The sequence below is a fragment of the Nonomuraea jiangxiensis genome (assembly GCF_900099965.1).
In the GTDB taxonomy this organism is placed as follows: Bacteria; Actinomycetota; Actinomycetes; order Streptosporangiales; family Streptosporangiaceae; genus Nonomuraea; species Nonomuraea jiangxiensis.
In genome coordinates, this window is sequence record NZ_FNDJ01000001.1 from 151,466 (window position 1) to 171,596 (window position 20,131).

General features: G+C 72.3%; 19 protein-coding genes. 7 read left to right on the forward strand and 12 right to left on the reverse strand.

Annotation, left to right across the window (positions count from 1 at the left end):
* Nucleotides 1–14: 14 nt before the first annotated feature.
* Genes BLS95_RS00645 through BLS95_RS00660 form a run of 4 tightly spaced genes read right to left on the reverse strand, consistent with a single transcriptional unit; the run spans nt 15 to nt 3,037 of the window.
* Complete coding sequence (locus BLS95_RS00645) at nt 15–725, reverse strand: urease accessory protein UreF (RefSeq protein WP_090927973.1); 711 nt, start codon at nt 723–725, stop codon at nt 15–17.
* Nucleotides 725–2,434, reverse strand: coding sequence for an urease subunit alpha (locus tag BLS95_RS00650; RefSeq protein WP_090927975.1), 1,710 nt, complete (start codon nt 2,432–2,434; stop codon nt 725–727). The genes BLS95_RS00645 and BLS95_RS00650 overlap by 1 nt, the downstream gene beginning before the upstream one ends.
* On the reverse strand, nt 2,427–2,738 hold the full coding sequence (locus BLS95_RS00655; RefSeq protein WP_090927977.1) for an urease subunit beta: 312 nt from the start codon (nt 2,736–2,738) through the stop codon (nt 2,427–2,429). Before BLS95_RS00655 ends, BLS95_RS00650 begins: the two co-directional genes overlap by 8 nt.
* Entirely contained in the window at nt 2,735–3,037 is a 303-nt protein-coding gene (locus tag BLS95_RS00660) for an urease subunit gamma (protein WP_090929040.1), read from the reverse strand. Before BLS95_RS00660 ends, BLS95_RS00655 begins: the two co-directional genes overlap by 4 nt.
* A gap of 199 nt (nt 3,038–3,236) precedes the next feature.
* Between BLS95_RS00660 and urtA the strand changes: the two genes are divergently transcribed.
* Genes urtA through urtE form a run of 5 tightly spaced genes read left to right on the forward strand, consistent with a single transcriptional unit; the run spans nt 3,237 to nt 7,703 of the window.
* Nucleotides 3,237–4,442 (forward strand): urea ABC transporter substrate-binding protein, encoded by a 1,206-nt coding sequence (gene urtA / locus BLS95_RS00665; RefSeq protein ID WP_090927979.1) that lies wholly within the window; start codon nt 3,237–3,239, stop codon nt 4,440–4,442.
* On the forward strand, nt 4,442–5,290 hold the full coding sequence (gene urtB / locus BLS95_RS00670; protein WP_090929043.1) for an urea ABC transporter permease subunit UrtB: 849 nt from the start codon (nt 4,442–4,444) through the stop codon (nt 5,288–5,290). Before urtA ends, urtB begins: the two co-directional genes overlap by 1 nt.
* Nucleotides 5,287–6,303 (forward strand): urea ABC transporter permease subunit UrtC, encoded by a 1,017-nt coding sequence (urtC, locus tag BLS95_RS00675; protein WP_090927982.1) that lies wholly within the window; start codon nt 5,287–5,289, stop codon nt 6,301–6,303. The genes urtB and urtC overlap by 4 nt, the downstream gene beginning before the upstream one ends.
* Complete coding sequence (gene urtD / locus BLS95_RS00680; protein WP_090927984.1) at nt 6,287–7,036, forward strand: urea ABC transporter ATP-binding protein UrtD; 750 nt, start codon at nt 6,287–6,289, stop codon at nt 7,034–7,036. The genes urtC and urtD overlap by 17 nt, the downstream gene beginning before the upstream one ends.
* Nucleotides 7,014–7,703 (forward strand): urea ABC transporter ATP-binding subunit UrtE, encoded by a 690-nt coding sequence (urtE, locus tag BLS95_RS00685; protein WP_090927986.1) that lies wholly within the window; start codon nt 7,014–7,016, stop codon nt 7,701–7,703. The genes urtD and urtE overlap by 23 nt, the downstream gene beginning before the upstream one ends.
* An 11-nt stretch (nt 7,704–7,714) precedes the next feature.
* Here urtE and BLS95_RS00690 read toward each other — a convergent pair whose 3' ends face one another.
* Nucleotides 7,715–10,282, reverse strand: coding sequence for an AfsR/SARP family transcriptional regulator (locus BLS95_RS00690; RefSeq protein WP_090927988.1), 2,568 nt, complete (start codon nt 10,280–10,282; stop codon nt 7,715–7,717).
* A gap of 35 nt (nt 10,283–10,317) precedes the next feature.
* Nucleotides 10,318–11,034, reverse strand: a complete 717-nt coding sequence (locus BLS95_RS00695; protein WP_090927990.1) for a Mut7-C RNAse domain-containing protein — start codon at nt 11,032–11,034, stop codon at nt 10,318–10,320.
* 26 nt (nt 11,035–11,060) lie between these two features.
* Between BLS95_RS00695 and BLS95_RS00700 the strand changes: the two genes are divergently transcribed.
* Nucleotides 11,061–11,966 carry a TAXI family TRAP transporter solute-binding subunit gene (locus tag BLS95_RS00700; protein ID WP_176992957.1) on the forward strand — a complete coding sequence of 302 codons (906 nt, stop codon included), beginning with the start codon at nt 11,061–11,063 and terminating at the stop codon, nt 11,964–11,966.
* A 48-nt stretch (nt 11,967–12,014) separates the two neighbouring features.
* Here BLS95_RS00700 and BLS95_RS00705 read toward each other — a convergent pair whose 3' ends face one another.
* The 6 genes from BLS95_RS00705 to BLS95_RS00730 form a co-directional block, all read right to left on the reverse strand.
* Nucleotides 12,015–13,352 (reverse strand): sensor histidine kinase, encoded by a 1,338-nt coding sequence (locus BLS95_RS00705; RefSeq protein WP_090927992.1) that lies wholly within the window; start codon nt 13,350–13,352, stop codon nt 12,015–12,017.
* Nucleotides 13,349–14,014 (reverse strand): response regulator transcription factor, encoded by a 666-nt coding sequence (locus BLS95_RS00710; RefSeq protein WP_090927994.1) that lies wholly within the window; start codon nt 14,012–14,014, stop codon nt 13,349–13,351. Before BLS95_RS00710 ends, BLS95_RS00705 begins: the two co-directional genes overlap by 4 nt.
* Before the next feature lie 9 nt (nt 14,015–14,023).
* Entirely contained in the window at nt 14,024–15,337 is a 1,314-nt protein-coding gene (locus BLS95_RS00715) for an MFS transporter (protein ID WP_176992958.1), read from the reverse strand.
* 227 nt (nt 15,338–15,564) lie between these two features.
* Nucleotides 15,565–17,760: a glycoside hydrolase family 6 protein gene (locus BLS95_RS00720; protein WP_090927997.1), complete on the reverse strand. Its 2,196-nt coding sequence runs from the start codon at nt 17,758–17,760 to the stop codon at nt 15,565–15,567.
* 63 nt (nt 17,761–17,823) lie between these two features.
* Nucleotides 17,824–18,801: a GNAT family N-acetyltransferase gene (locus BLS95_RS00725; protein WP_176992959.1), complete on the reverse strand. Its 978-nt coding sequence runs from the start codon at nt 18,799–18,801 to the stop codon at nt 17,824–17,826.
* A gap of 70 nt (nt 18,802–18,871) precedes the next feature.
* Complete coding sequence (locus tag BLS95_RS00730) at nt 18,872–19,117, reverse strand: DUF2630 family protein (RefSeq protein WP_090928000.1); 246 nt, start codon at nt 19,115–19,117, stop codon at nt 18,872–18,874.
* Nucleotides 19,118–19,155: 38 nt separating this feature from the next.
* Here BLS95_RS00730 and ddaH point away from each other — a divergent pair, with 38 nt between their 5' ends.
* Nucleotides 19,156–19,902, forward strand: a complete 747-nt coding sequence (gene ddaH / locus BLS95_RS00735) for a dimethylargininase (protein WP_090928002.1) — start codon at nt 19,156–19,158, stop codon at nt 19,900–19,902.
* Nucleotides 19,903–20,131 lie beyond the last annotated feature (229 nt).

Consider the following 20,131-nt stretch of genomic DNA (forward strand, 5'->3'; position numbering starts at 1 on the left):
GTCGTGTGTCCTTCCTATGAGACGAACAGCCTGACCTCGGCCGTGGCGTGCCGCTCGGCCAGCAGGTCCAGCGCCGGTGCCGAGCACGCGGGCAACGCCGCCCACCCGGGGTCCTGGTGGACGGCGGCGCGGCAGGCCCCTGCGGTCACCGCGGTGAGGTCGGGGGCGAGGGTCGCCAGCAGGCCGTGTACGGCGACCGGGTCCAGGCCCAGCAGCCGGACCGCCGCCGTCGCCGGTCCGCTGATCGCGTGGTAGGCCGCCGCCATGGCCGCCTCCTCCGGCGTGGCGCCCGCCGCGTGCGCCGCCGTGCCGAGCGCGATCGGGTGGTGTGGGTTGGGCGACTCGGCCGCCAGCCCGTCCAGCACCGGCGACGGCCACACGCGGCGGGCGACCCGCAGCAGTAGCCGCCCCTGCGTCCTGGAGGCGTGCCGCTGGGCCGGGCTCGCGGTCCTGGCGTCCACCTCGGCATCGAGCCGCCCCCAGAGCGGCGTTCCGGGAGTGCCGGTGATGGGGGCCGTGGTCGTGCTCGCGGCGTGGGCACAGGCGGCGGCGGTCAGGGCGGCCGTGACGGCGCCCGCGGTGTGCAGGCGGCCCTTCAGGAAGGCCGCCAGCGTGGGGACGTCGTGGACCGCCCCCGAGGCGATGGCCTGTTCGGTGCCGCCCGAGTGGGCGTGCCCGCCGGCCGGGAGGCGGGAGTCGGTGAGGAGCAGCAGAGCCGGGTGCATCAGAACAGGAAGTAACGCTGGGCCATGGGCAGGCTGGTGGCGGGGGAGGGTTCGATGAGTTCGCCGTCGACGCGGACCTCGAACGTGTCGGGCGCCACCTCGATCCTCGGCGTCGCGTCGTTGAGGGGCATCGCGGACTTCCCGCGCTTACGTACGTCCTGGACAACGGCCAGCCGGCGGCGTACGGCGAGCCTGTCGGCGAGGCCGGCCTCCAGCGCCAGGGGAGAGACGAAGTGCAGGGAGGTGGCCGCGGCGGTCACCGGCACGGCGCCGAACATGGGACGGGGGAGCACCGGCTGGGGCGTGGGGATGGAGGCGTTGGCGTCGCCCATCTGGGCCCAGGCCACCACGCCGCCCTTGAGCACGAGGTCCGGCTTGACCCCGAAGAAGGCCGGGTCCCAGAGAACGAGGTCGGCGAGCTTGCCGGGCTCGACGGAGCCGATCTCGGCGTCCAGCCCGTGGGCGATAGCCGGACATATCGTATATTTCGCGACATATCGCTGGGCGCGCAGGTTATCCGCGGGCCCGTCCCCCAGCACCCCCCGCCGCGCCTTCATGACGTGCGCCGTCTGCCAGGTCCGGATGATCGTCTCCCCGATGCGCCCCATGGCCTGGGAGTCCGAGCCGATGATCGAGATCGCCCCCAGGTCGTGCAGCACGTCCTCGGCGGCCATCGTGGCGGGCCTGATGCGGGACTCGGCGAAGGCCAGGTCCTCGGGGATCGACGGGTTGAGGTGGTGGCAGACCATCAGCATGTCGAGGTGCTCGTCGAGCGTGTTGACGGTGTGCGGCCGGGTCGGGTTGGTGGAGGAGGGCAGGACGTTCGGATAGGAGGCCACCCGGATGATGTCCGGCGCGTGACCCCCGCCCGCCCCCTCCGTGTGGTACGCGTGGATCGTCCGGTCCCCGATGGCCGCCAGCGTCGACTCGACGAACCCGGCCTCGTTCAGCGTGTCGGTGTGGATCGTGACCTGCACCCCGCAGGCGTCGGCCACGCTCAGGCAGGCGTCGATGGCGGCCGGCGTGGTCCCCCAGTCCTCGTGCAGCTTGAACCCTGAGGCCCCGGCCCGCAACTGCTCCGTCAGCCCGTCGGCGCTGACGGTGTTGCCCTTGCCGAGCAGCGCGAAGTTCAGTGGGTACGCGTCCAGCGACTCCAGCATCCGGCCCAGATACCAGGCCCCGGTGACGGTCGTGGCCTTGGTGCCCTCGACCGGCCCGGTGCCGCCCCCGACGATCGTCGTGACACCGGAGCCGATGGCCTCGTCCAGCAGTTGCGGGCAGATGAGGTGGACGTGGGAGTCGACGGCCCCGGCGGTGAGGATCTTGCCGTTGCCCGCGAGGACCTCCGTGGACGGGCCGATGACCACGTCCACGCCGTCCATGGTGTCGGGGTTGCCGGCCTTGCCGACGGCCTGGATGCGCCCGTCGCGGACGCCGATGTCGGCCTTCACCACGCCCCAGTGGTCGAGGATCACCACGCCGGTGATGACCAGGTCGGCCGCGCCCTCCGCGCGGGTGGTCCTGGCCTGCCCCATGGACTCGCGGATCACCTTGCCGCCGCCGAACACCGCCTCGTCCCCGGGCCCGGCGGCCCCCATCGACCGGTCCTCGGTGACCTCCACGAACAGGTCGGTGTCGGCCAGCCGGATCCGGTCGCCGACGGTGGGCCCGTAGAGCGCCGCGTAGCGGGCGCGCGAGATCTCATACATCGAGCGGCCCCGCCCACTCCGGCCGCAGGCCCGGCACCACCCGGTTGCCCGCGATCGGCACCAGGGTCACGTCCCGCTCGATACCCGGCTCGAACCTGACCGCCGTCCCGGCCGGCACGTCCAGTCGCATCCCCCAGGCCGCCTTCCGGTCGAATTGCAGCCCCGGGTTGGCGGCCGCGAAGTGGTAGTGCGAGCCCACCTGCACCGGCCGGTCGGCGGTGTTGACCACCCGCACCGTCACCCGCTCGCGCCCGGGGTTGAGCGCCAGGGTGCCCTCGGGGTGCAGGAATTCGCCGGGGATCACGGGATCGGCCTGTGCACGGTGACCAGCTTGGTGCCGTCCGGGAACGTGGCCTCGATCTGCACGGTGTCCAGCATCTCCGGCACGCCCTCCATGACGTCGGCCCGGCCCAGCACCGACCGGCCGGCCTCCATCAACTCGGCCACGGTGCGCCCGTCCCTGGCCCCCTCCATCAGGAACGACGCGATGACGGCGGTGGCCTCGGGATGATTGAGCAGCAGGCCCCTGGCCCGCCGCTCGCGCGCCACCCCGGCGGCGACATGGATGAGCAGCCGCTCCTGCTCGTGTGAGGTAAGCCGCATGGCCCGGACCATAGGAACCGGCCGTTTCCACACTGTTGCCGGGCGATGTCGTGTTGGTTTCGCCCTGCGGCGAACCGCCGTATGTCGGGTTTTGTGCATTTGTGAATACTTGGCAATGGCCAATTAACATCCGGGATCTTCCCGGGAAATTTCGCGGAGTCACCTTTCTCGCAGTACCGGTCGGCAGGAAGGAACCTCCGTGCGCATCTCCCGCCCGATTCTCTCCGGACTGCTCGCCTTAGCCCTCACGGCCTGCGGGTCCGGAGCCGCGCCCGCCGCCGACTCCGACGAGATCAAGGTCGGGCTCCTGCACTCGCTCAGCGGCACGATGGCGATCAGCGAGGTCACCGTCCGCGACGCCGAGCTGCTCGCGATCGAGGAGATCAACAAGGCCGGCGGCGTGCTGGGCAAGAAGCTCGTCCCCGTGGTGGAGGACGGGGCCTCCGACTGGCCCACGTTCGCGGAGAAGGCCACCAAACTCATCCGGCAGGACAAGGTCGCCACCGTCTTCGGCGGCTGGACCTCGGCCAGCAGGAAGGCGATGCTCCCGGTCTTCGAGCGTTACAAGGCGCTGCTGTGGTATCCGGTGCAGTACGAGGGCCTGGAGAGCTCGCCGTACATCTTCTACACCGGCGCCACCACCAACCAGCAGATCATCCCCGGCCTGGACTACCTGAAGGAGCAGGGCAAGAAGTCGTTGTTCCTGGTCGGCAGCGACTACGTCTTCCCGCGCACGGCCAACAAGATCATCAAGGCGTACGCGGCCTCGAACGGGATGACGATCCTCGGCGAGGAGTACACGCCGCTGGGCCACACCGAATACTCCACCCTGGTCAACAAGGTCATGGGGGCCAAGCCGGACGCGGTCTTCAACACGCTCAACGGCGACAGCAACGTCGCGTTCTTCAAGCAGTTCAAGAGCGCCGGGGGCACGGCGGAGAGCATGCCGGTGCTGTCGGTGAGCATCGCCGAGGAGGAGGTCACCGGCATCGGCGTGGACAACGTCGCCGGCCATCCGGTCGCCTGGAACTACTACCAGACCACCGACACCCCGGCGAACACCGCCTTCGTCAAGGCGTACAAGGCCAAGTACGGCGCCGCCAAGGTCACGAGCGACCCCATGGAGGCCGGCTACAACGCCGTCTACCTGTGGGCCGAGGCCGTCAAGAAGGCGGGCACGACCGAGGTCGAGGCCGTCAGGAAGGCCGCGCCCGGCATCGCGCTGGAACGGCCCGAGGGCCTGGTCACCATCGACGGCGACAACCAGCACATGTACAAGACCGCCCGCATCGGGATCATCCAGCCGGACGGGCTGATCAAGCAGGTCTGGGACTCGGACCGGCCGATCAAGCCCGACCCCTACCTCAAGGGCTACCCGTGGGCGGCCGGGCTGGCGGGCCAGTGATGCCGGCCTTCCTCAACCAGCTTCCCATCGGGCTGTCCATCGGGGCGGTGCTGCTGCTCATCGCGCTCGGGCTGACGTTCACGTTCGGGCAGATGGGGGTGATCAACATGGCCCATGGCGAGTTCATCATGGCGGGCGCGTACACCGCGTTCCTGCTGGGGGACCTCCTGGCGGCGTTGCCGGTGGCGTTCCTGGTGGCCGGGGTGATGGGGCTGGTCCTGGAGCGGGCCGCCATCCGGCACTTCTACCGGCGGCCGCTGGACACGCTGCTGCTGACCTGGGGCGTCAGCCTGGTGCTGCAGCAGCTCGCCCGTGACCTGTTCGGCGCGCCCAACGTGCAGGTGCCCGCGCCCTCCTGGCTGGCCGGTGGGGTGGGGATCCTGCCGTACAACCGGCTGTTCATCATGGGGCTCGCGGTCGCGGGGGTGGTCGCGGTCTGGGTGTACCTCACGCGCACCAAGCTCGGCCGCCGGACCCAGGCCGTGGTGCAGAACCGGCAGCTCGCCGCCACCAGTGGCATCGACACCGGCCGGGTGGACATGCTGACGTTCTTCATCGGGTCGGGGCTGGCGGGCGTGGCCGGGGTGGCGCTGACGCTCATCGGGCCGGTGGGGCCGGCGCTCGGCACGTACTACATCGTGGACGCGTTCCTGGTCGTCGTGGCCGGCGGGCTCGGGCAGCTGCGCGGCGCGGTGCTGGCCGCGATCGCGCTGGGGCTGCTCAACTCCTACGCCGAGTTCTGGTCGGACGCCTCGCTCGCCAAGGTGATCGTTTTCGCCGTGGTGATCGCGTTCTTGCAGGTGCGGCCGCAGGGGCTGTTCGTGCTCAGGTCGAGGGTGCTCACATGATCAGACGACATCTGCCCTTCGCGACGGTGGCCGTGATCGCGCTGGTGGCCGCCCCGCTGCTGCTGGAGCCGTTCCGGCTGGGGTTGCTGGCCAAGTACCTCTGCTACGCGATCGTCGCGCTGGGGATCGGGCTGGCCTGGGGGCAGGGCGGCATGCTCACCCTCGGGCAGGGCGTGTTCTTCGGGCTCGGCGGCTACTCCATGGCGATGTACCTCAAGCTCGCCGAGGGCGGCGGGCTGCCGGACTTCATGGTCTGGAGCGGGGTGGAGGAGCTGCCCGCGCTGTGGGTGCCGTTCGCCAACCCGGTCTTCGCTCTCGGGATGGCGGTCCTCGGGCCCGTGGCGCTCGCGCTGGTCCTGGGCACGCTGGTGTTCCGGCAGCGGGTGCGCGGCGCGTACTTCGCCATCCTCACCCAGGCCCTGGCCGCCGCCATGGTCATCCTGCTCGTCGGCCAGCAGGGCCTGACCGGCGGCACCAACGGCATGACGAACTTCTTCGAGCTGTTCGGCCAGGACCTCGCGGAGGACTCCACGCAGCGCGGGCTCTACCTGGTGGTGGCCGGCGTGCTGGGCGTCCTCTACCTGGCCACCCGGCAGCTCGTCCAGAGCCGGTACGGCCGGCTGCTCGTCGCTGTGCGGGACGGCGAGGACCGGGTGCGCTTCCTCGGCTACGACCCGGCCCTGGTCAAGACCGTCACCTTCGCCGCCTCGGCGGGCATGGCGGGGCTGGCGGGCGCACTGTTCGTACCGGTCGTCGGCATCATCTCGCCCGCCCTGCTCGGCGTGGTGCCCTCGCTGGAGCTGGTCGTCGCGGTGGCGGTGGGCGGGCGGCACGCGCTGGCCGGTGCCGTGCTCGGCGCGGTCGTCATGGGCTACGCCAAGACCGCCCTCAGCGAGCAGTTCGCAGGCGGCTGGCTGTACCTGCAGGGCGCGCTGTTCATCCTGGTCATGACCTTGGCCCCGAAGGGTGTCGTGGGGCTGGCGGGGAGGTTGCGCCGTGCTCGAACTACGTGACGTACACGTCGTGTTCGACGGGTTCCGCGCGCTCGACGGCGTGGACCTGACCGTGCCGGAAGGCGAGCTGCGCTTCCTCATCGGCCCCAACGGCGCGGGCAAGACCACGCTGATCGACGTGATCACCGGCCTGACCAGGCCCACGGCGGGCAGCGTACGGTTCGGGGGGCACGACCTGGTGGGCCGGAAGGAGCACCGGATCGTCCGGCTCGGCGTGGGCCGCACCTTCCAGACCTCGGTGGTGTTCGAGGAGCTCACCGTGGTGGAGAACCTCGACCTCGCGGCCAGCTTCCGCCGGCCGCTGTGGTCGCTGGCCAGGCGGCGCAGGGGCGTGTCGGAGGCGGTCGCCGAGGCCCTGGCCAGGACCGGGCTCGAAGAGCTCGCCGAACGTTCAGCGGGCGTTCTCTCCCACGGCCAGCGGCAGTGGCTGGAGATCGGCATGCTGCTGGCGCAGCGGCCCCGGCTGCTGCTGCTGGACGAGCCGGTGGCGGGCATGTCCGGCGACGAACGCGAGCGCACCGGTGAACTGCTCACCCAGATCGCCGCCGACCACACGGTGATCGTGGTGGAGCACGACATGGAGTTCCTGCGGCGGCACGCCTCGACGGTGACCGTGCTGCACGAGGGCAAGGTGCTCGTGGAGGGATCGGTGGAGCAGGTCAGCGCCGATCCCCGGGTGCAGGAGGTCTATCTGGGGAGGAGGTCCACCGATGCTGTCGGTAACCGGCCTTGAGTCGGGGTACGGGCGGGCCCGCGTGCTGTTCGGGGTCTCGCTGGAGGTCGAGCCGGGACAGCTGGTGTGCGTCATGGGACGCAATGGCGTCGGCAAGACGACGCTGCTCAACACCGTCATCGGCGTGCTGCCCGCGACGGCCGGCACGGTCACGTTCGACGGCCGCGACATCACCCGGCTGAAGCCGCACGAGCGGGTGCGGCTCGGCATGGCCTACGTGCCGCAGGGCCACCAGTGCTTCCCCACGCTCTCGGTGCTCGGCAACCTGCTGATCACGGTGGAGGCCGCCAAGCAGCCGCGCGCGGCCATCGACGCGGCCCTGGAGGTCTTCCCCGCGCTGCGGCCGCTGCTCAAGCGCAGCGCCGGGCACCTGTCGGGCGGCCAGCAGCAGCAGCTCGCCATGGCCCGCGCGCTGGTGACCAAGCCCCGCCTGCTCATCCTGGACGAGCCGACCGAGGGCATCCAGCCGTCGATCGTGCTGGAGATCGAGGCGGCCATCCAGCGGCTGCACGCGGCGGGGCTGGCCGTGCTGCTCGTGGAGCAGTACCTGGACATCGCGCTGCGGCTGGCCGACCGGTTCGTCATCCTGGACGGCGGGCAGGTCGTGCGCACCGGGGCCGCCGAGGAGCTGCACGGCGAGGAGGTGCGCCGCCTGCTCGCGGTGTAGGAGCCCGCCCGCTAGTGACTCAGGAGGGCGCGGGCGTTCGCGGAGCCCTGGCGGTCGCCGGTGCGGTCGAAGATCTCCAGCGCCGCCGCGGCCAGCTCGCGGGCCCGCTCGGTGGCGCCCTCGGCCCGGTTCACCCTGGCCAGGACCAGCAGGGCCTGGGCGTCCAGCAGCCGGTCGCCCAAGCGTACGGCGATGCTCCTGGCCTGCTCGGCGGCGGCCCTGGCGGCCGGCTTGGCGGCCTGTGCCAGGTGGACGCCGGCCAGTTCGAGCAGAGCGTCCACGTGGCGGTGCCGGTCGCCCAGCTCGGCGAGGTGCGCGACGGCGGCCCGCAGGCGCCCGGCGGCCTCGTCGAGCCGGCCCGCGCGGCGCAGCACCGAGCCCAGCACCCGCTCCGCCTCGGCGGCGGCGCGCCGGTTGCCCGCCCCCGCCAGGCAGGTGAGCAGGGCCTGCTCGGCCTCCGCCAGGCGGCCCAGCTCCAGGTGCACGCGGCCGAGCCGGAGCCTGGCCTGGCCGGCCTCCCGGTCGCGCCCCAGCCGCTGGAACGTCTCCAGTGCCGGTAGCAGCCGCTCCTCCGCCCGCTGCCACTCGCGCCCGGCCAGGTGCAGGTCGCCGTGGTCGAGCAGGACGAGCGCCACGGCGGCGGTGTCCCGCGCCCGGGCCGCCGACTCCAGCGCCAGCCCGGCCACGGTCTGCCAGTCGTGCAGGAAACGGTGGCGGTCGAGGAAGGGCGCCAGCAGGTGCGCCAGCTGCCAGCACTCGCCGTCGAGCCCCGCCGCGTGCTGGTCGGCGACCAGGCTCACCAGGAACGCCCGCTCGGCCGCGAGCCACTCCACCGAATCCCTGATGTCCCTGGTGGCCACGGCCGTGGCCGGATCGTCCGACACCAGCGGGAACCGCGAGGCCCGCACCCGCTCCAGCACGAACGCCGAGAGCTGCCCCAGCATCCCGGGCCCCGGTTGCTCGCGGGCGAACAGCCGGGTCAGGTCGTGCATCCGATAGCGGACCTGGCCCGCCACGTCGACCCCCGAGGTCTCCAGCAGCCCCGCGTCCACCAGCGCCTCCGCGTGCCCGCCGAACCGCTCGGTCACCCAGTCGGCGAAGTCGGGCGCGGACAGCGCGCCCAGCCCGCGCAGCGTGCGCCGGGCCGGCTCCGGCAGGCCGTCGAAGCCGATGGCGAGCACGCTGCGCACGGTCTGGTCGCCCGCGTGCAGCCGGTCGAGCCGCCCCTGCTCGTCCTCCAGCAGCCCGACGAGGTAGTCCACCGTCCACTCCGGCCTGGCCGCCAGCCGGGAGCCGGCGATGCGCAGCGCGATCGGCAGGCCGCCACAGAAGCGCGCCAGCCGGCGCAGCGCGTCGTCCGCCGGCCGGCCCGAGCACCTGACCAGCAGGTCGAGCGCCTCGCCGGCGTCCAGTACGCCCACGGACAACCGCCGCGCGCCCGTGAGGCCGCCGAGCGGGGAGCGGCTCGTCACGATCGTCGGGCACGCGGTCAGCAGCGGCCGCACCTGCGCCTCGGTCACCGCGTTGTCCAGCAGCACCAGCAGCTTGCGGTTGGCCGCGTAGGTGCGGAACAGCCGCTCGCGCTGCTCCACCGGCGCCGGTATCGCCTGGGCCGGGCAGCCCAGCCAGCGCAGGAAGTCCTCCAGCACCGCCGCGGGGGCCGTCGTCTCGCGCAGGTCGGCGTACAGGATGCCGTCGGGGAAGCCTTCCCGCTGCCGCCAGGCCGCGTGCACGGCCAGCGCCGACTTGCCCGCGCCCGCCTGGCCGTGCACCACGACCAGCTCGCCGGCCACCTGGTCGAGCAGGGCGGCCCGGCCGGTGAAGTCGGCCACGTCGGGCGGCAGCAGCACCGGCGGGCCCGCCGAGACGTGCAGCGACACGTCGTCGTGCAGCATGCGGTGGTAGAGCAGTTGCAGCTCGGGATCGGGCTCGATGGCCAGCTCGCCGTCGAGCTGGTCGCGCAGCACGGCGTACGCGGCCAGCGCCTCCACCCGGCGGCCACTGCGGTAGAGGGCCAGCATGTAGTGCCCCCTGAACCGCTGCCACGTCGGATGCTGCCGGGTCAGCCGCCGCAACTCGGCCAGCAGCTCCCGGTGGCGCCCCGCGTCCAGGTCGGCCTGCACTCTGCGCTCCAGCGCCAGCAGCCGCAGCTCCTCCAGCTCCTCGCGCAGCCGCCGCGTCTCCAGCCAGCGCTCGCCCTCGGGGTCCACGTCCTCCAGCACCTCGCCCCGCCACAGGCCCAGCGCCTGCTGGTAGGCGCCCCGGTCCACGAAGAGCCGGAACCGGTCCACGTCGAGCTGCCCGTCGCCCAGGGTCAGCATGTACGAGCCGGACACAGTGGTGATCACGTCCTTGCCGACGAGCCGGCGGAGCTCGCCGACGTAGCCGCGTACGAGCGAGTCGGAGCGCTCGCCGCCCTCCCGCGGCCACAGCAGCCGGCGCAGCCGCTCGACGGTCAGCGGGCGGCCCGCGTTCAGCAGGAACATCGCCAGCAGGTCGCGGTGCTTGGGCACCGTCGGCGTCCGGATCGCGCCGTCTCCGCCGCGTACCTCAAGCGGGCCCATGATGCGGAATTCCACGCGACCTTCTTCCGGGAGCGTCCTGACGGTCCTTCCTAGGATGCCCAGGCGCGGGCCGTTCTGACGATCTCCTCCAGGTGGTCGCTGTGGGCGCCGCGCCAGTAGACCTGGCCGCAGATGCCGCAGCGGCCGTAGGCGTCGTAGTTGCGCCGGGTGCCCGCCCGCAGCAACGGCTCGACCTCGCCCTTGGCGACGGGCACCAGCTCGCCGTTGCACGCGGTGCAGCGCGTCCACGGGGACAGCGGCGGGGAGAAGCGTTCGAGCAGGTCGCGTAGCTGGTCGGCGGGGCGGGAGCCGCGCACGTACGCGCCCAGCCACAGGGCGCGCCGGCGCAGCAGGCCGCGGTCCTGGGTGAGCAGCACCCTGCGCTCGGCGTTGGCCTGCACCACGAGCGCGGGGTCGTCCATGTCGTTGTGGTAGGCGGCGTCGATGCCGAGCAGCCGTAGCCGCCGCGCCAGCGTGCCCAGGTGGACGTCCAGCAGGAAGCGCGGCTCGGCCGGGAGCTGCTGCGGGCGGGGCACCGGGTGGATCTCCACCACGTCACCGGGCACGAGCTGGTAGGAGGGCGGCACGCCGTGGCCGGCCACGATCATCGGGCCCACCTCGGTCAGCGGGATGCCGAGCGACTCGATGTGATGGCCCAGCGTGGAGGTGCCGTCCAGAGCCACCTCCTGCCACTCCTGGCGGCGGCTCACCGGCAGGAACATCCTCAGCTCTGAGGCGATGCGCAGGCTTGTTGTCACATTGTCCATTCTGTGGCACCGGTTAACGTGAATTCATGCCGATATCCCGCCGCGCCCTCCTCGGGTTCGCCGCGCTGGCGGCCGGGTGCTCGGCCGCCGGGGAGCCGATGCCGGAGCTGCGGCTGGCGACGGGGTCGGCAGGCGGGCCCTACGAGCAGTTCGGCGACCGGCTGGCGGCCGAGTTACGGCGTGACGGGCTCGCGGTGCGGGTGCTGAAGACCGCCGCCAGCGTGCAGAACCTGGCGATGATGGCCGACGGGCGGGCCGATGCCGGGTTCGCGCTGGCCGACAGCGCCGACGACGCGGTCACGTTGCGCCACCAGCCGGTGTCGGCGCTGGCCAGGGTGTACCTGAACTACGTGCACCTGGTGACCCGGCGCGGCGGGGGCATCGCCGCTCTGGGGGATCTGGCCGGGCGGGCGGTCTCCATCGGGGAGGAGGGCTCGGGCACCGCGGTGACCGCCATCCGCGTGCTGGCCGCGGCCGGTCTCCCGACTCCGCCCGAGGTCTCCAGGCTGGGTCTGGACGCGTCGATCAAGGCGCTGCGGGGTGGCGGGCTCGACGCGTTCTTCTGGTCCGGCGGCGTGCCCACGCCCGCGCTGGCCTCGCTCGGCGACATCGAGCTCGTCCCGCTCGAATCGCTGGTGCCGGTGCTGCGCCGCCGCTTCGGTCCCGTCTACGAGCACGCCGTCGTCCCCGCCCACGTGTACGGCGGCGCGAAACCGGTGCCCACCGTGGGCACCCCCAGCTATCTGATGTGCCGTACGGGGCTGTCCGGCGACCTGGCCTACACCGTCACCGAGACCCTGTTCCGCGCCCGCGACCGCCTGCACGCCCCCTCGGCCCCGGGCGGCCGCCTGGACAGCCGCTACGCCATCGGCACCGGCGTCGTCCCCCTGCATCCCGGCGCCGCCCGCTACTACCGCTCCGTCTACGGCTGATCCGGGCACCTCGCCCGGGGCCCGTCCGGGGTGCGGCCGATCGGCTCGCTATCCTTCCGGGGCGGCCGGCTGGGCCGGGCTCAACTCCACCACCAGTCCGTGCGGCGTGGCGGGCAGCAGCCGCAGCGTGGCCCCGCACGCCCTGGCCAGTTCGGTGGCGATGGCCAGGCCGAGCCCGCTGCCCGGCACGTTCGCGTGCGCCGCCGACCGCCAGAACCGCCCCGGCGCCTCGGCCCGCTCCTCCTCGCCCAGCCCGGGGCCGTCGTCGGCGACCCGGAGCACCCCGTCCACCAGGGTGACGGTCACGGTGCCCCCCGCGGGCACGAACTTCTGGGCGTTGTCGAGGGCGATGTCCGCGATCCGGGCCGCCGCCTCCGGCACGACCGCCATCTCCGAAATGTCGGTCACCAGCCGCACCCCCTTCGCCGCATACACCTCCTCCCACTCCCGCAGCCGCCGCCCCAGCCGGACCTCCTTGCCCGCGCCGCCCGTCGCCTCCACCCTGGCCAGCGCCAGCAGGTCCGCCACCAGCAGCGTCAGCCGGTCCAGCTCCGCCAGCGCCTCCTGGAACTCGGCGGTGCCCTCGGCCCGAAGATGCGGCTCCAGGTTCTCCAGTCGCAGCCCCAGCACCGTGAGCGGGGTGCGCAGCTCGTGCGAGGCGTCGGCGACGAACGCCCGCTGCTTCTCCATCGCGCCGGAGACCGCATCGGCCATCGCGTTGAACCGCTCCTCCAGCCGCCGCAGCTCCGAGGGCCCGACCCCCGGATGCGCCCGCGCGTCCAGCCGGCCCCGCGCGATGGCCCGCGTCGTGCGGTCCAGCTCGGTGACCGGCCGCAGGATCCACCGGGCCAGCCGCCGGGCCACCAGCGCCGCGCACGCCAGTGCCGCCAGCGCCCCCGCCGCCAGCGCCGCCCACACCAGCGACACGTCCCGCCGGGCCTGGTCGGTGGGCGCCTCCAGCAGCACCACGCCGGACATCTGCGCGTCCCGGCCCGCCGGCTCGGCCAGCAGCACCATGGCCGGGCCGAGCGGGCTGATCGTGGGCAGGTCCTCGGTCGTGCGGCCGGACAGGGCCAGCCGGGTCGCGTCCCGGTCGTCGGCGTCGAACCGGCCCGCGGAGGCCCGGATGACGCCGTCCCGGTCGCGTACGCGTACCGCGGCCCCGTACAGGTCGGCGTAGCGGGTGATCTCGGTGACCAGCCCCGTGAGGTCGTCCTCCCTGGTCGCCTGGTCGGCCAGCTCCGCGAAGCGGGTGGCGTCGGCGCGGCGGTCGAGCAGCAGGCGGTTCGTCCGGTGCGAGGCGTAGGCCAGGCCCAGCGGGACGGCCAGCGCCGCGATGATGATCACGATCAGCGTGGTGAACGTGACCACCAGCCGGGAGTTCACGCCGTCGAGCCCAGCCGGTAGCCGGTGCCGCGCAACGTCTCCACCAGCCCGGGCCGGCCCGTCTTCGCCCGCAGGTTGGACACGTGCACGTCGAGCGAGCGGGAGGCGGACAGCAGCGGGTCACCCCAGATCTCGTCCAGGATCTCCTCCCGGCCGCGCACCACGCCGGGCTCACGCGCCAGCATCGCCAGCAGGTCGAACTCCCGCCTGGTCAGCGCCACCGGCTCGCCCGCCACCGCCACCTGCCGGCACTCCAGGTCGATGCGGACGTCGCCCACGCACACCACGTCGTCACGCGGCGGGCGCGGCCGGGTGCCACGCCGCACCACCGCCTCCATGCGCGCCATCAGCTCGACCGTACGGAACGGCTTGACCAGGTAGTCGTCGGCCCCCGAACGCAGGCCGCGCAGCACCTCCCGCTCCTCCGTACGGGCGGTGACCACGATCAGCGGCACCGCCGACACCCGGCGCAGGCGGCGCAGCGCGTCGAGACCGTCCATGTCGGGCAGCCCCAGGTCCAGCAGGACGAAGTCGGCGCCCCCCGCCAGGCGGAGGGCGTCGACGGCCAGCCCCGACCGGGTGACCTGGTGGCCGTGCCGGGCGAGGGCGGTGGTGAGCGCGGAGGCGAGCCGATCGTCGTCCTCGACCAGCAGAACTCGCATGACGCCAGGTTAGACGGGCGCGGGAGAGGTGCTCTCCGCGGCCCGCTCCGCCCGCGACAGGGCGACGTCCCTGGTCTCGCGCATGGTGAGGTAGACGACGAGGGACACGGCGGCGCAACCGGCGACGTACCAGAAGAAGCCGGACTCGATGCCGCTGTCCTTGAACCACAGCGCCACGTACTCGGCCGTGCCGCCGAAGAGGGCGTTCGCGATGGCGTAGGGGAGTGCCACGCCGAGTGCGCGCACGTGCGTGGGGAACAGCTCGGCCTTCACCACGGCGTTGATCGAGGTGTAGCCGGTGACGATGACCAGGCCGGCGAGCGAGAGCGTGAGGGCCCCGGCGAAGCCCCCGACCTGGCCGAGCGCCGTCATCAGCGGCACCGTGCCCAGCATCGACCCGATCCCGAACGCGATCAGCAACGGCCTGCGCCCGATCCGGTCCGACAGCGCCCCGGCCGCCGGCTGCAGGCACATGAAGATCAGCAAGGCGAAGAAGCTGACCAGCGTGGCCGTCTCCTTCTCCAGGCCGGCCGTGTTCGACAGGTACTTGGTGAGGTAGGTGGTGTAGGTGTAGTACGCGACCGTGCCGCCCATGGTCAGGGCGATGACCAGCAGTGCCTCACGGCGGTGCGCGAGCAGCTCCCTGATCGTGCCGCGGCCGCCGTGCCCGGCCTCCCGCTCCTCCTCGCCGTACGCCTCCGTCTCCAGGAGGCTGCGGCGCAGGTAGAACACGACCGCGGCGGCCAGGGCGCCGACCACGAACGGGATGCGCCAGCCGTAGGAGTTCAGGGCCTCCTTGGACAGCGTGTTCTGCAGGATGATCTGCAGGCCGAGGCCGACGAGCTGGCCGGCGGTCATGGAGACGTACTGGAAGCTGGAGGCGAAGCCGCGCCGGCCCTGCGGGGTGGCCTCGGTGAGGTAGGTGGCGCTGGCCGCGTACTCGCCGCCCACGGACAGGCCCTGTAGCAGGCGCGCCACCACCAGCACCAGGGCGCCGAAGTAGCCGACCGCGTCGTACGTCGGGGCCACGGCGATCAGCAGGGCGCTGGCGGACATCAGGGTGACGGTGAGGGTGAGCGCCGCCTTGCGGCCCCGGCGGTCGGCGTAGCGGCCGAGCAGCCAGCCGCCGAGCGGGCGCATGAAGAAGCCGACGGCGAAGATGGCGGCGGTGTTGAGCAGCTTGGCCGTGTCGTCGCCCTCGGGGAAGAACGACGCGGCGAAGTAGACGGCGAAGCTGCTGTAGACGAACCAGTCGTACCACTCGACCAGATTGCCGACAGAGCCGCCGACCACCGCCTTCCACGGCACGCGTGCCTTGCTCAAAGTGACCTCCTGGGGGGTGTGGGTGCAGGTCAGAGCCTTTCCCCAGAAGGTTGTTCGGGCAAGCTGAGCCGGGCCAGATCTAACCTGCGCTTAACATGAGCTTTGCCTGCGCCATGCCGTGGCGCCCGCGTGCCCGGCCTCGCGTCGTCAGCTCAGCGGCTTCGTGCGGTCGCTTCAGCGGCCTCGCGCGCTTCAGCGGCCTTGCGCGCTTAGGTGGCCTCGCGTCGTCACTCCAGGGGTGGGTTGGCGTTTTTCGCCCGTTCCAGGGCGAGCTCGGGCCAGAACTGGCCGGCCGCGGGGGCCGCCTCGCCGTACTCGGGGTCCTCCTTGCCGCTGGTGCCGCGCGTGCACGGGCCGCTGGAGGTGCCCGGCCGCGCGATCCACAGGTAGGCGTCGACCAGCTCGTCCCCGGTCTCGGTGGTGGGGCGCGCGCCGACACCCCGGTCCGGCGGGTTGCACCACACCTGCGGATCGGCGTATTTGCGGGTCGGGGTCCAACTGCCCCGGCCGTTCCTGCTGGTGTCGACGACGAAGTGCGGCGGCTTCACCGTGTCGGACCGCTGGCCCGGCGGGCAGATCTCCGCCTTCCCTTCGAGCAGGACGCTGACGCAGTCGGACACCGCCTTGCCATAGGCGACGATCTTGTCCGTGCTCTGGTAGCCGGCGGTGTTGACGACGAACCCGTCCGCCTTCTCCACCCCGGCTCCGACCAGCCGTTTCGCCATGGTCTCGATGCCCGGTCCCAAGTCGTGGCCGCCGTCGAGGTAGACGGCGGTGGCGTTGTTCCTCTTGAGCGAGCTCACGGCCTGGCGCAGGGCCTTGTAGCGGCCCTCGGGAGAGCCCTGCTCGTCACAGTTCTTGGAACCGGGAAGGTTGACCAGGCCGGAGGGTTCGAGAATGATCACGGCCTTGTTCGGGCCGATCCGCTCGGCCTGGTCCTCGATCCAGTCGAGGTAGTCCTGTACGGCGGCGTCACGGGCGGGGCGGCAGTCCCGGCCGGGGATGGAGTTGATCATGAACACCGGGACGCCGCCGTCCTCCCTGGCGGCGGTGAGCCGGTCGATGACCTCCTTCGTGTCCGGCGAGCTGAGCCGGATGGCGAAGGGGACGGCGGCCAGCTTGTGCAGGAGCGCGGCGTCCTTGGCACGGTCGGCGTCCCAGAGCTTCGCCTGCCCTTCCGCGTTCGGCTCCTTAGGGGCGTAGAAGGTGACGGGGCCGGCGGCTGTCAGGGGGTTCTGCGGGCTGGAGACCGGCAGGGCGGTGGTGGGGGTGCCGGTGCCGGTGGCGCCCTGGTCGGTGCCGGACCGGGCCGCAGGAGGACGGCTCTGTGACGGGGCGTCCCCGTTGCGCCACACGAGGGCCGTGGTGACGGTGGCGACCGCCACGACGATGGCCGCGGCCGCCGCCAGCAGCCCACGCCGCCGGGCCGCCGCCCGGCCCGGCCCTGCTTCGGCCGTACTGGCGGGTTCGTCTCCCGGGCCGGTGTCAGCCATGGGTTCTAGGTGCTCTGGGCCTGCGGGGTCTGCGTGTCCCGGTCCTGAGGGACCCGGTGCTGCCGCCGGCTCCGCGTCGTTGCCTGTCGTGCCTGGGCCGTGGGCGGGTGGGAACGACACGTCGCCGGGTTGCGGGGCCGTGCTGAGGTGGTCCATGAGGTCCTGGGCCGTGGGGCGCTGGGCCGGGTTCTTGGCCAGGGACGCCAGCACCAGGTCCCGGAGCGGGCCCGAGAGGCCGGTCAGGTCGGGCTGCTCGTTGAGGATGCGCAGGAGAACGGCGGGGACCGGGCTCGAGCCGAAGGGCGGCACGCCACCGGCCGCGAAGGCCACCGTGGCGCCCCAGGAGAAGACGTCCGAGGCCGGGCCGATGGTGGCGCCCGACACCTGCTCAGGCGACATGTACGCGGGCGTGCCCACGACGGCGCTACTGATCTCACCCTCCGCCAGCTGGGCGATCCCGAAGTCGATGACCTTGGGACCCACCTGGGAGAGCAGGACGTTTCCCGGCTTGAGGTCACGGTGCACCACCCCGGCCCCGTGGATGGCGCGCAGGGCCATGGCCATCGCGGCGGCCAGGCCGTCGAGCGTCGATCCCGTCAGCGGCCCCGAGGCGCGTACGGCCTGGCCCAGGCTGGGGCCTTCGACGTATTCGGTGACCAGGTAGGCCCGGTCACCCTCGACGTCGGCGTCCAGGACGGGTGCCGTACAGAACCTGGCGACCCGCTTGGCGGCGGCCACCTCGCGGGCGAAGCGGCGGCGGTAGTCGGCGTCGGCACGCATCCCGGCGTGGATCAGCTTGACCGCCACCCGCGTGCCGTCGGGGGCCCGCCCGAGGTAGACGACACCCATGCCGCCCTCGCCCAGCCTCCCCAGGAGCGCGTACGGCCCCACCTGTCCCGGATCCCCGTCCCGCAGCGCGTCCAAGGTCATAACCGGTCAGGTTAGCCCTGGGGGCCGGGTTGTTCCATGTCCCTTTGTCGCGTGACTCGCCGTTCAAGCCCTTTTGTCCTCCAGCCGCCACTCGTTCCACTCGTCGAAGAGTTCGAAGCCCATGGCCTCGTTGATGGCCAGCATGGGGCCGTTGGAGGTGGCGTTCCAGGTGATGATCCGCTCCAGGTGGGGCTCACTCTCGCGCAGCCAGAGCAGGTTGCTGAGCTTGAGCAGCAGGCCCAGCCGGTGGCCCCGGTGCTCGCTCAGCACCATCGTGTCCGCCTGGGAGCCCCAGCCGTCCGAGCGGTCGGCTTCGAGGTAGACGCGCGTGTATCCGGCGGGAGCGCCGTCCTGGTCGCGGCGGGCGATCGTCGTGTAGCAGGTCCGGCCGGTGAGGGGGATGTCCTGCTCGCGAGCGCGCAGGCGTTCGGTGGTGAAGTGGGCGTCCTCGAGGTCCGCGTCGCGCGGGGCGTCGTTCATGCCGCCCATCAGGGTGGCGAGGTCGGGGAGGAGGGCGGGGTCGGCGGGGCCTGTCCAGCGCTCCAAGCTGTAGCCCTCGACTCGGGGGAGCAGGCGTTCGAGCGCCGCCCAGTCGGCTCTGCGCAGGTCGAGCGTGCGGCGGGCCTCGACGAGTGAGACCGTCATGCCGTGCGCCCGCGCGAACCGGGAGCCCACGCCGGTGACGGGCGTCTCGGTGAGGAGCAGCCGCCTGCCGTGGGCGCGCATGCGGTCCAGGGCGTGCTCGAAGAGCCGGGAGCCGAGGCCGTGGCCGCGCCGCTCGGGGCGTACCGACAGGGGGAAGATCCAGCCCATGTGGGTGTTGTCGAGCTGGGGGAACGACAGCGCGTAGCCGCCGGCGACCTCGCCCTCTTCGACCGCCACCCACGCCTCGTTCCGTTCGCCGGGGGCGTCGGTGCAGACGGCGTGGCGGAAATGGGCCAGGGACAGCTTGGGGCCGGGGTCGTCGGCGCTGCCGGCCACGTATGCGTCGTGCAGACCCAGGATGAGCTGGTCGTCGAGGTCGACGGGCTGGAGGCGCATGTGGCCAGCAAAGCGTATGGGCATGGCCGGGGCCAACGCATTTTCCGGGCCCCTACCAGGGATTTGTCGCCTACTGGCGGTAGTTCTCCACATCGCCGGCCGGGCGGGCGGTGGCGCCGTCGGGGTCATCGCCCACGCTGCGTCTGGCCCGGCGCTGCCTGAGGAGGTCCCAGCACTGGTCGAGGGCGACCTCGAGCTCCTTGATGCGCGCGTGTTCCTGGTCCGTGCTCAGTTCGCCGGCCGCCAGCTTGTCCCGCAGGTCGTGCTCCTCGGTGACCAGGGCACTGATCCTGGTGAGTATCTCGTTGTCCCGCATGTCCAAGACTCTAACCACTGCGTGATAGAACACGCCTTATGCCTGGTATCGCGCTTTTGAGGAAACCCGGCCCTCGTGTCTCCGAGGGCATCGTCACACACATCGAGCGCGAGCCCGTGGACCATGAACAGGCGCTGGCCCAGCACGACGCCTACGTCGCCGCACTGGCCGAGAACGGCTGGCGGCCGGTCTACGCGGCGGACGCGGACGAGTTGCCGGACGCGCCGTTCGTGGAGGACGCCGTGGTGGTGTCGGGGCGGCTGGCCGTACTGACCCGGCCGGGGGCGCCTGAGCGGCGGCCCGAGGTGGAGTCCGTGGCGGCGGCCGTACGGGACCTGGGGCTGAGGGCGGTCCGGATCGCCGCGCCCGGCACACTCGACGGGGGCGACGTGCTGCAGGTCGGCCCCACCGTGTACGTCGGCAGGTCGGCACGGACCAACGACGCCGGGATCAGGCAACTTGCGTCCCTGCTGCCGGAACGCCAGGTCGTGCCGGTGAACATGTCCGGCGTGCTGCACCTGAAGTCGGCCGTGACCGCGCTGCCCGACGGCACGCTCATCGGCGATCCCCGGCGGGTGGAGCTGCCGAACCTGCTGGTGCCGCCGGAGGAGCCGGGCTCGCACGTGGTGGTGCTGGACGATGACCGCGTCCTGCTGGCCGCCTCGGCCCCGGCGACGGCCGCCATGCTCGAAAAGCGTGGATTTATCACGATAAAGGTGGATATTTCGGAGTTTGAGAAGCTGGAAGGCTGCGTAACCTGCCTCAGCGTCCTCATCCCAGACTGACCCCACTGCCCACCCCACCCCCCGCACCCCCCACCCCGCCCTGTTCACCCACCCACTCCCACGCGATCCCAGCCCCCTACGCGACCCGAGACCCCCACACGACCCCGGAACCGAACCCCGAGCCGCGCCGACTTCCGGACCTCGGCTCGCGCCGACCTCTTGACTTCGGCCCGCGCCGACTTCTGGACCTTGGCTCGCATCGACCTTCATGACCCCGAGCCGCGCCGAC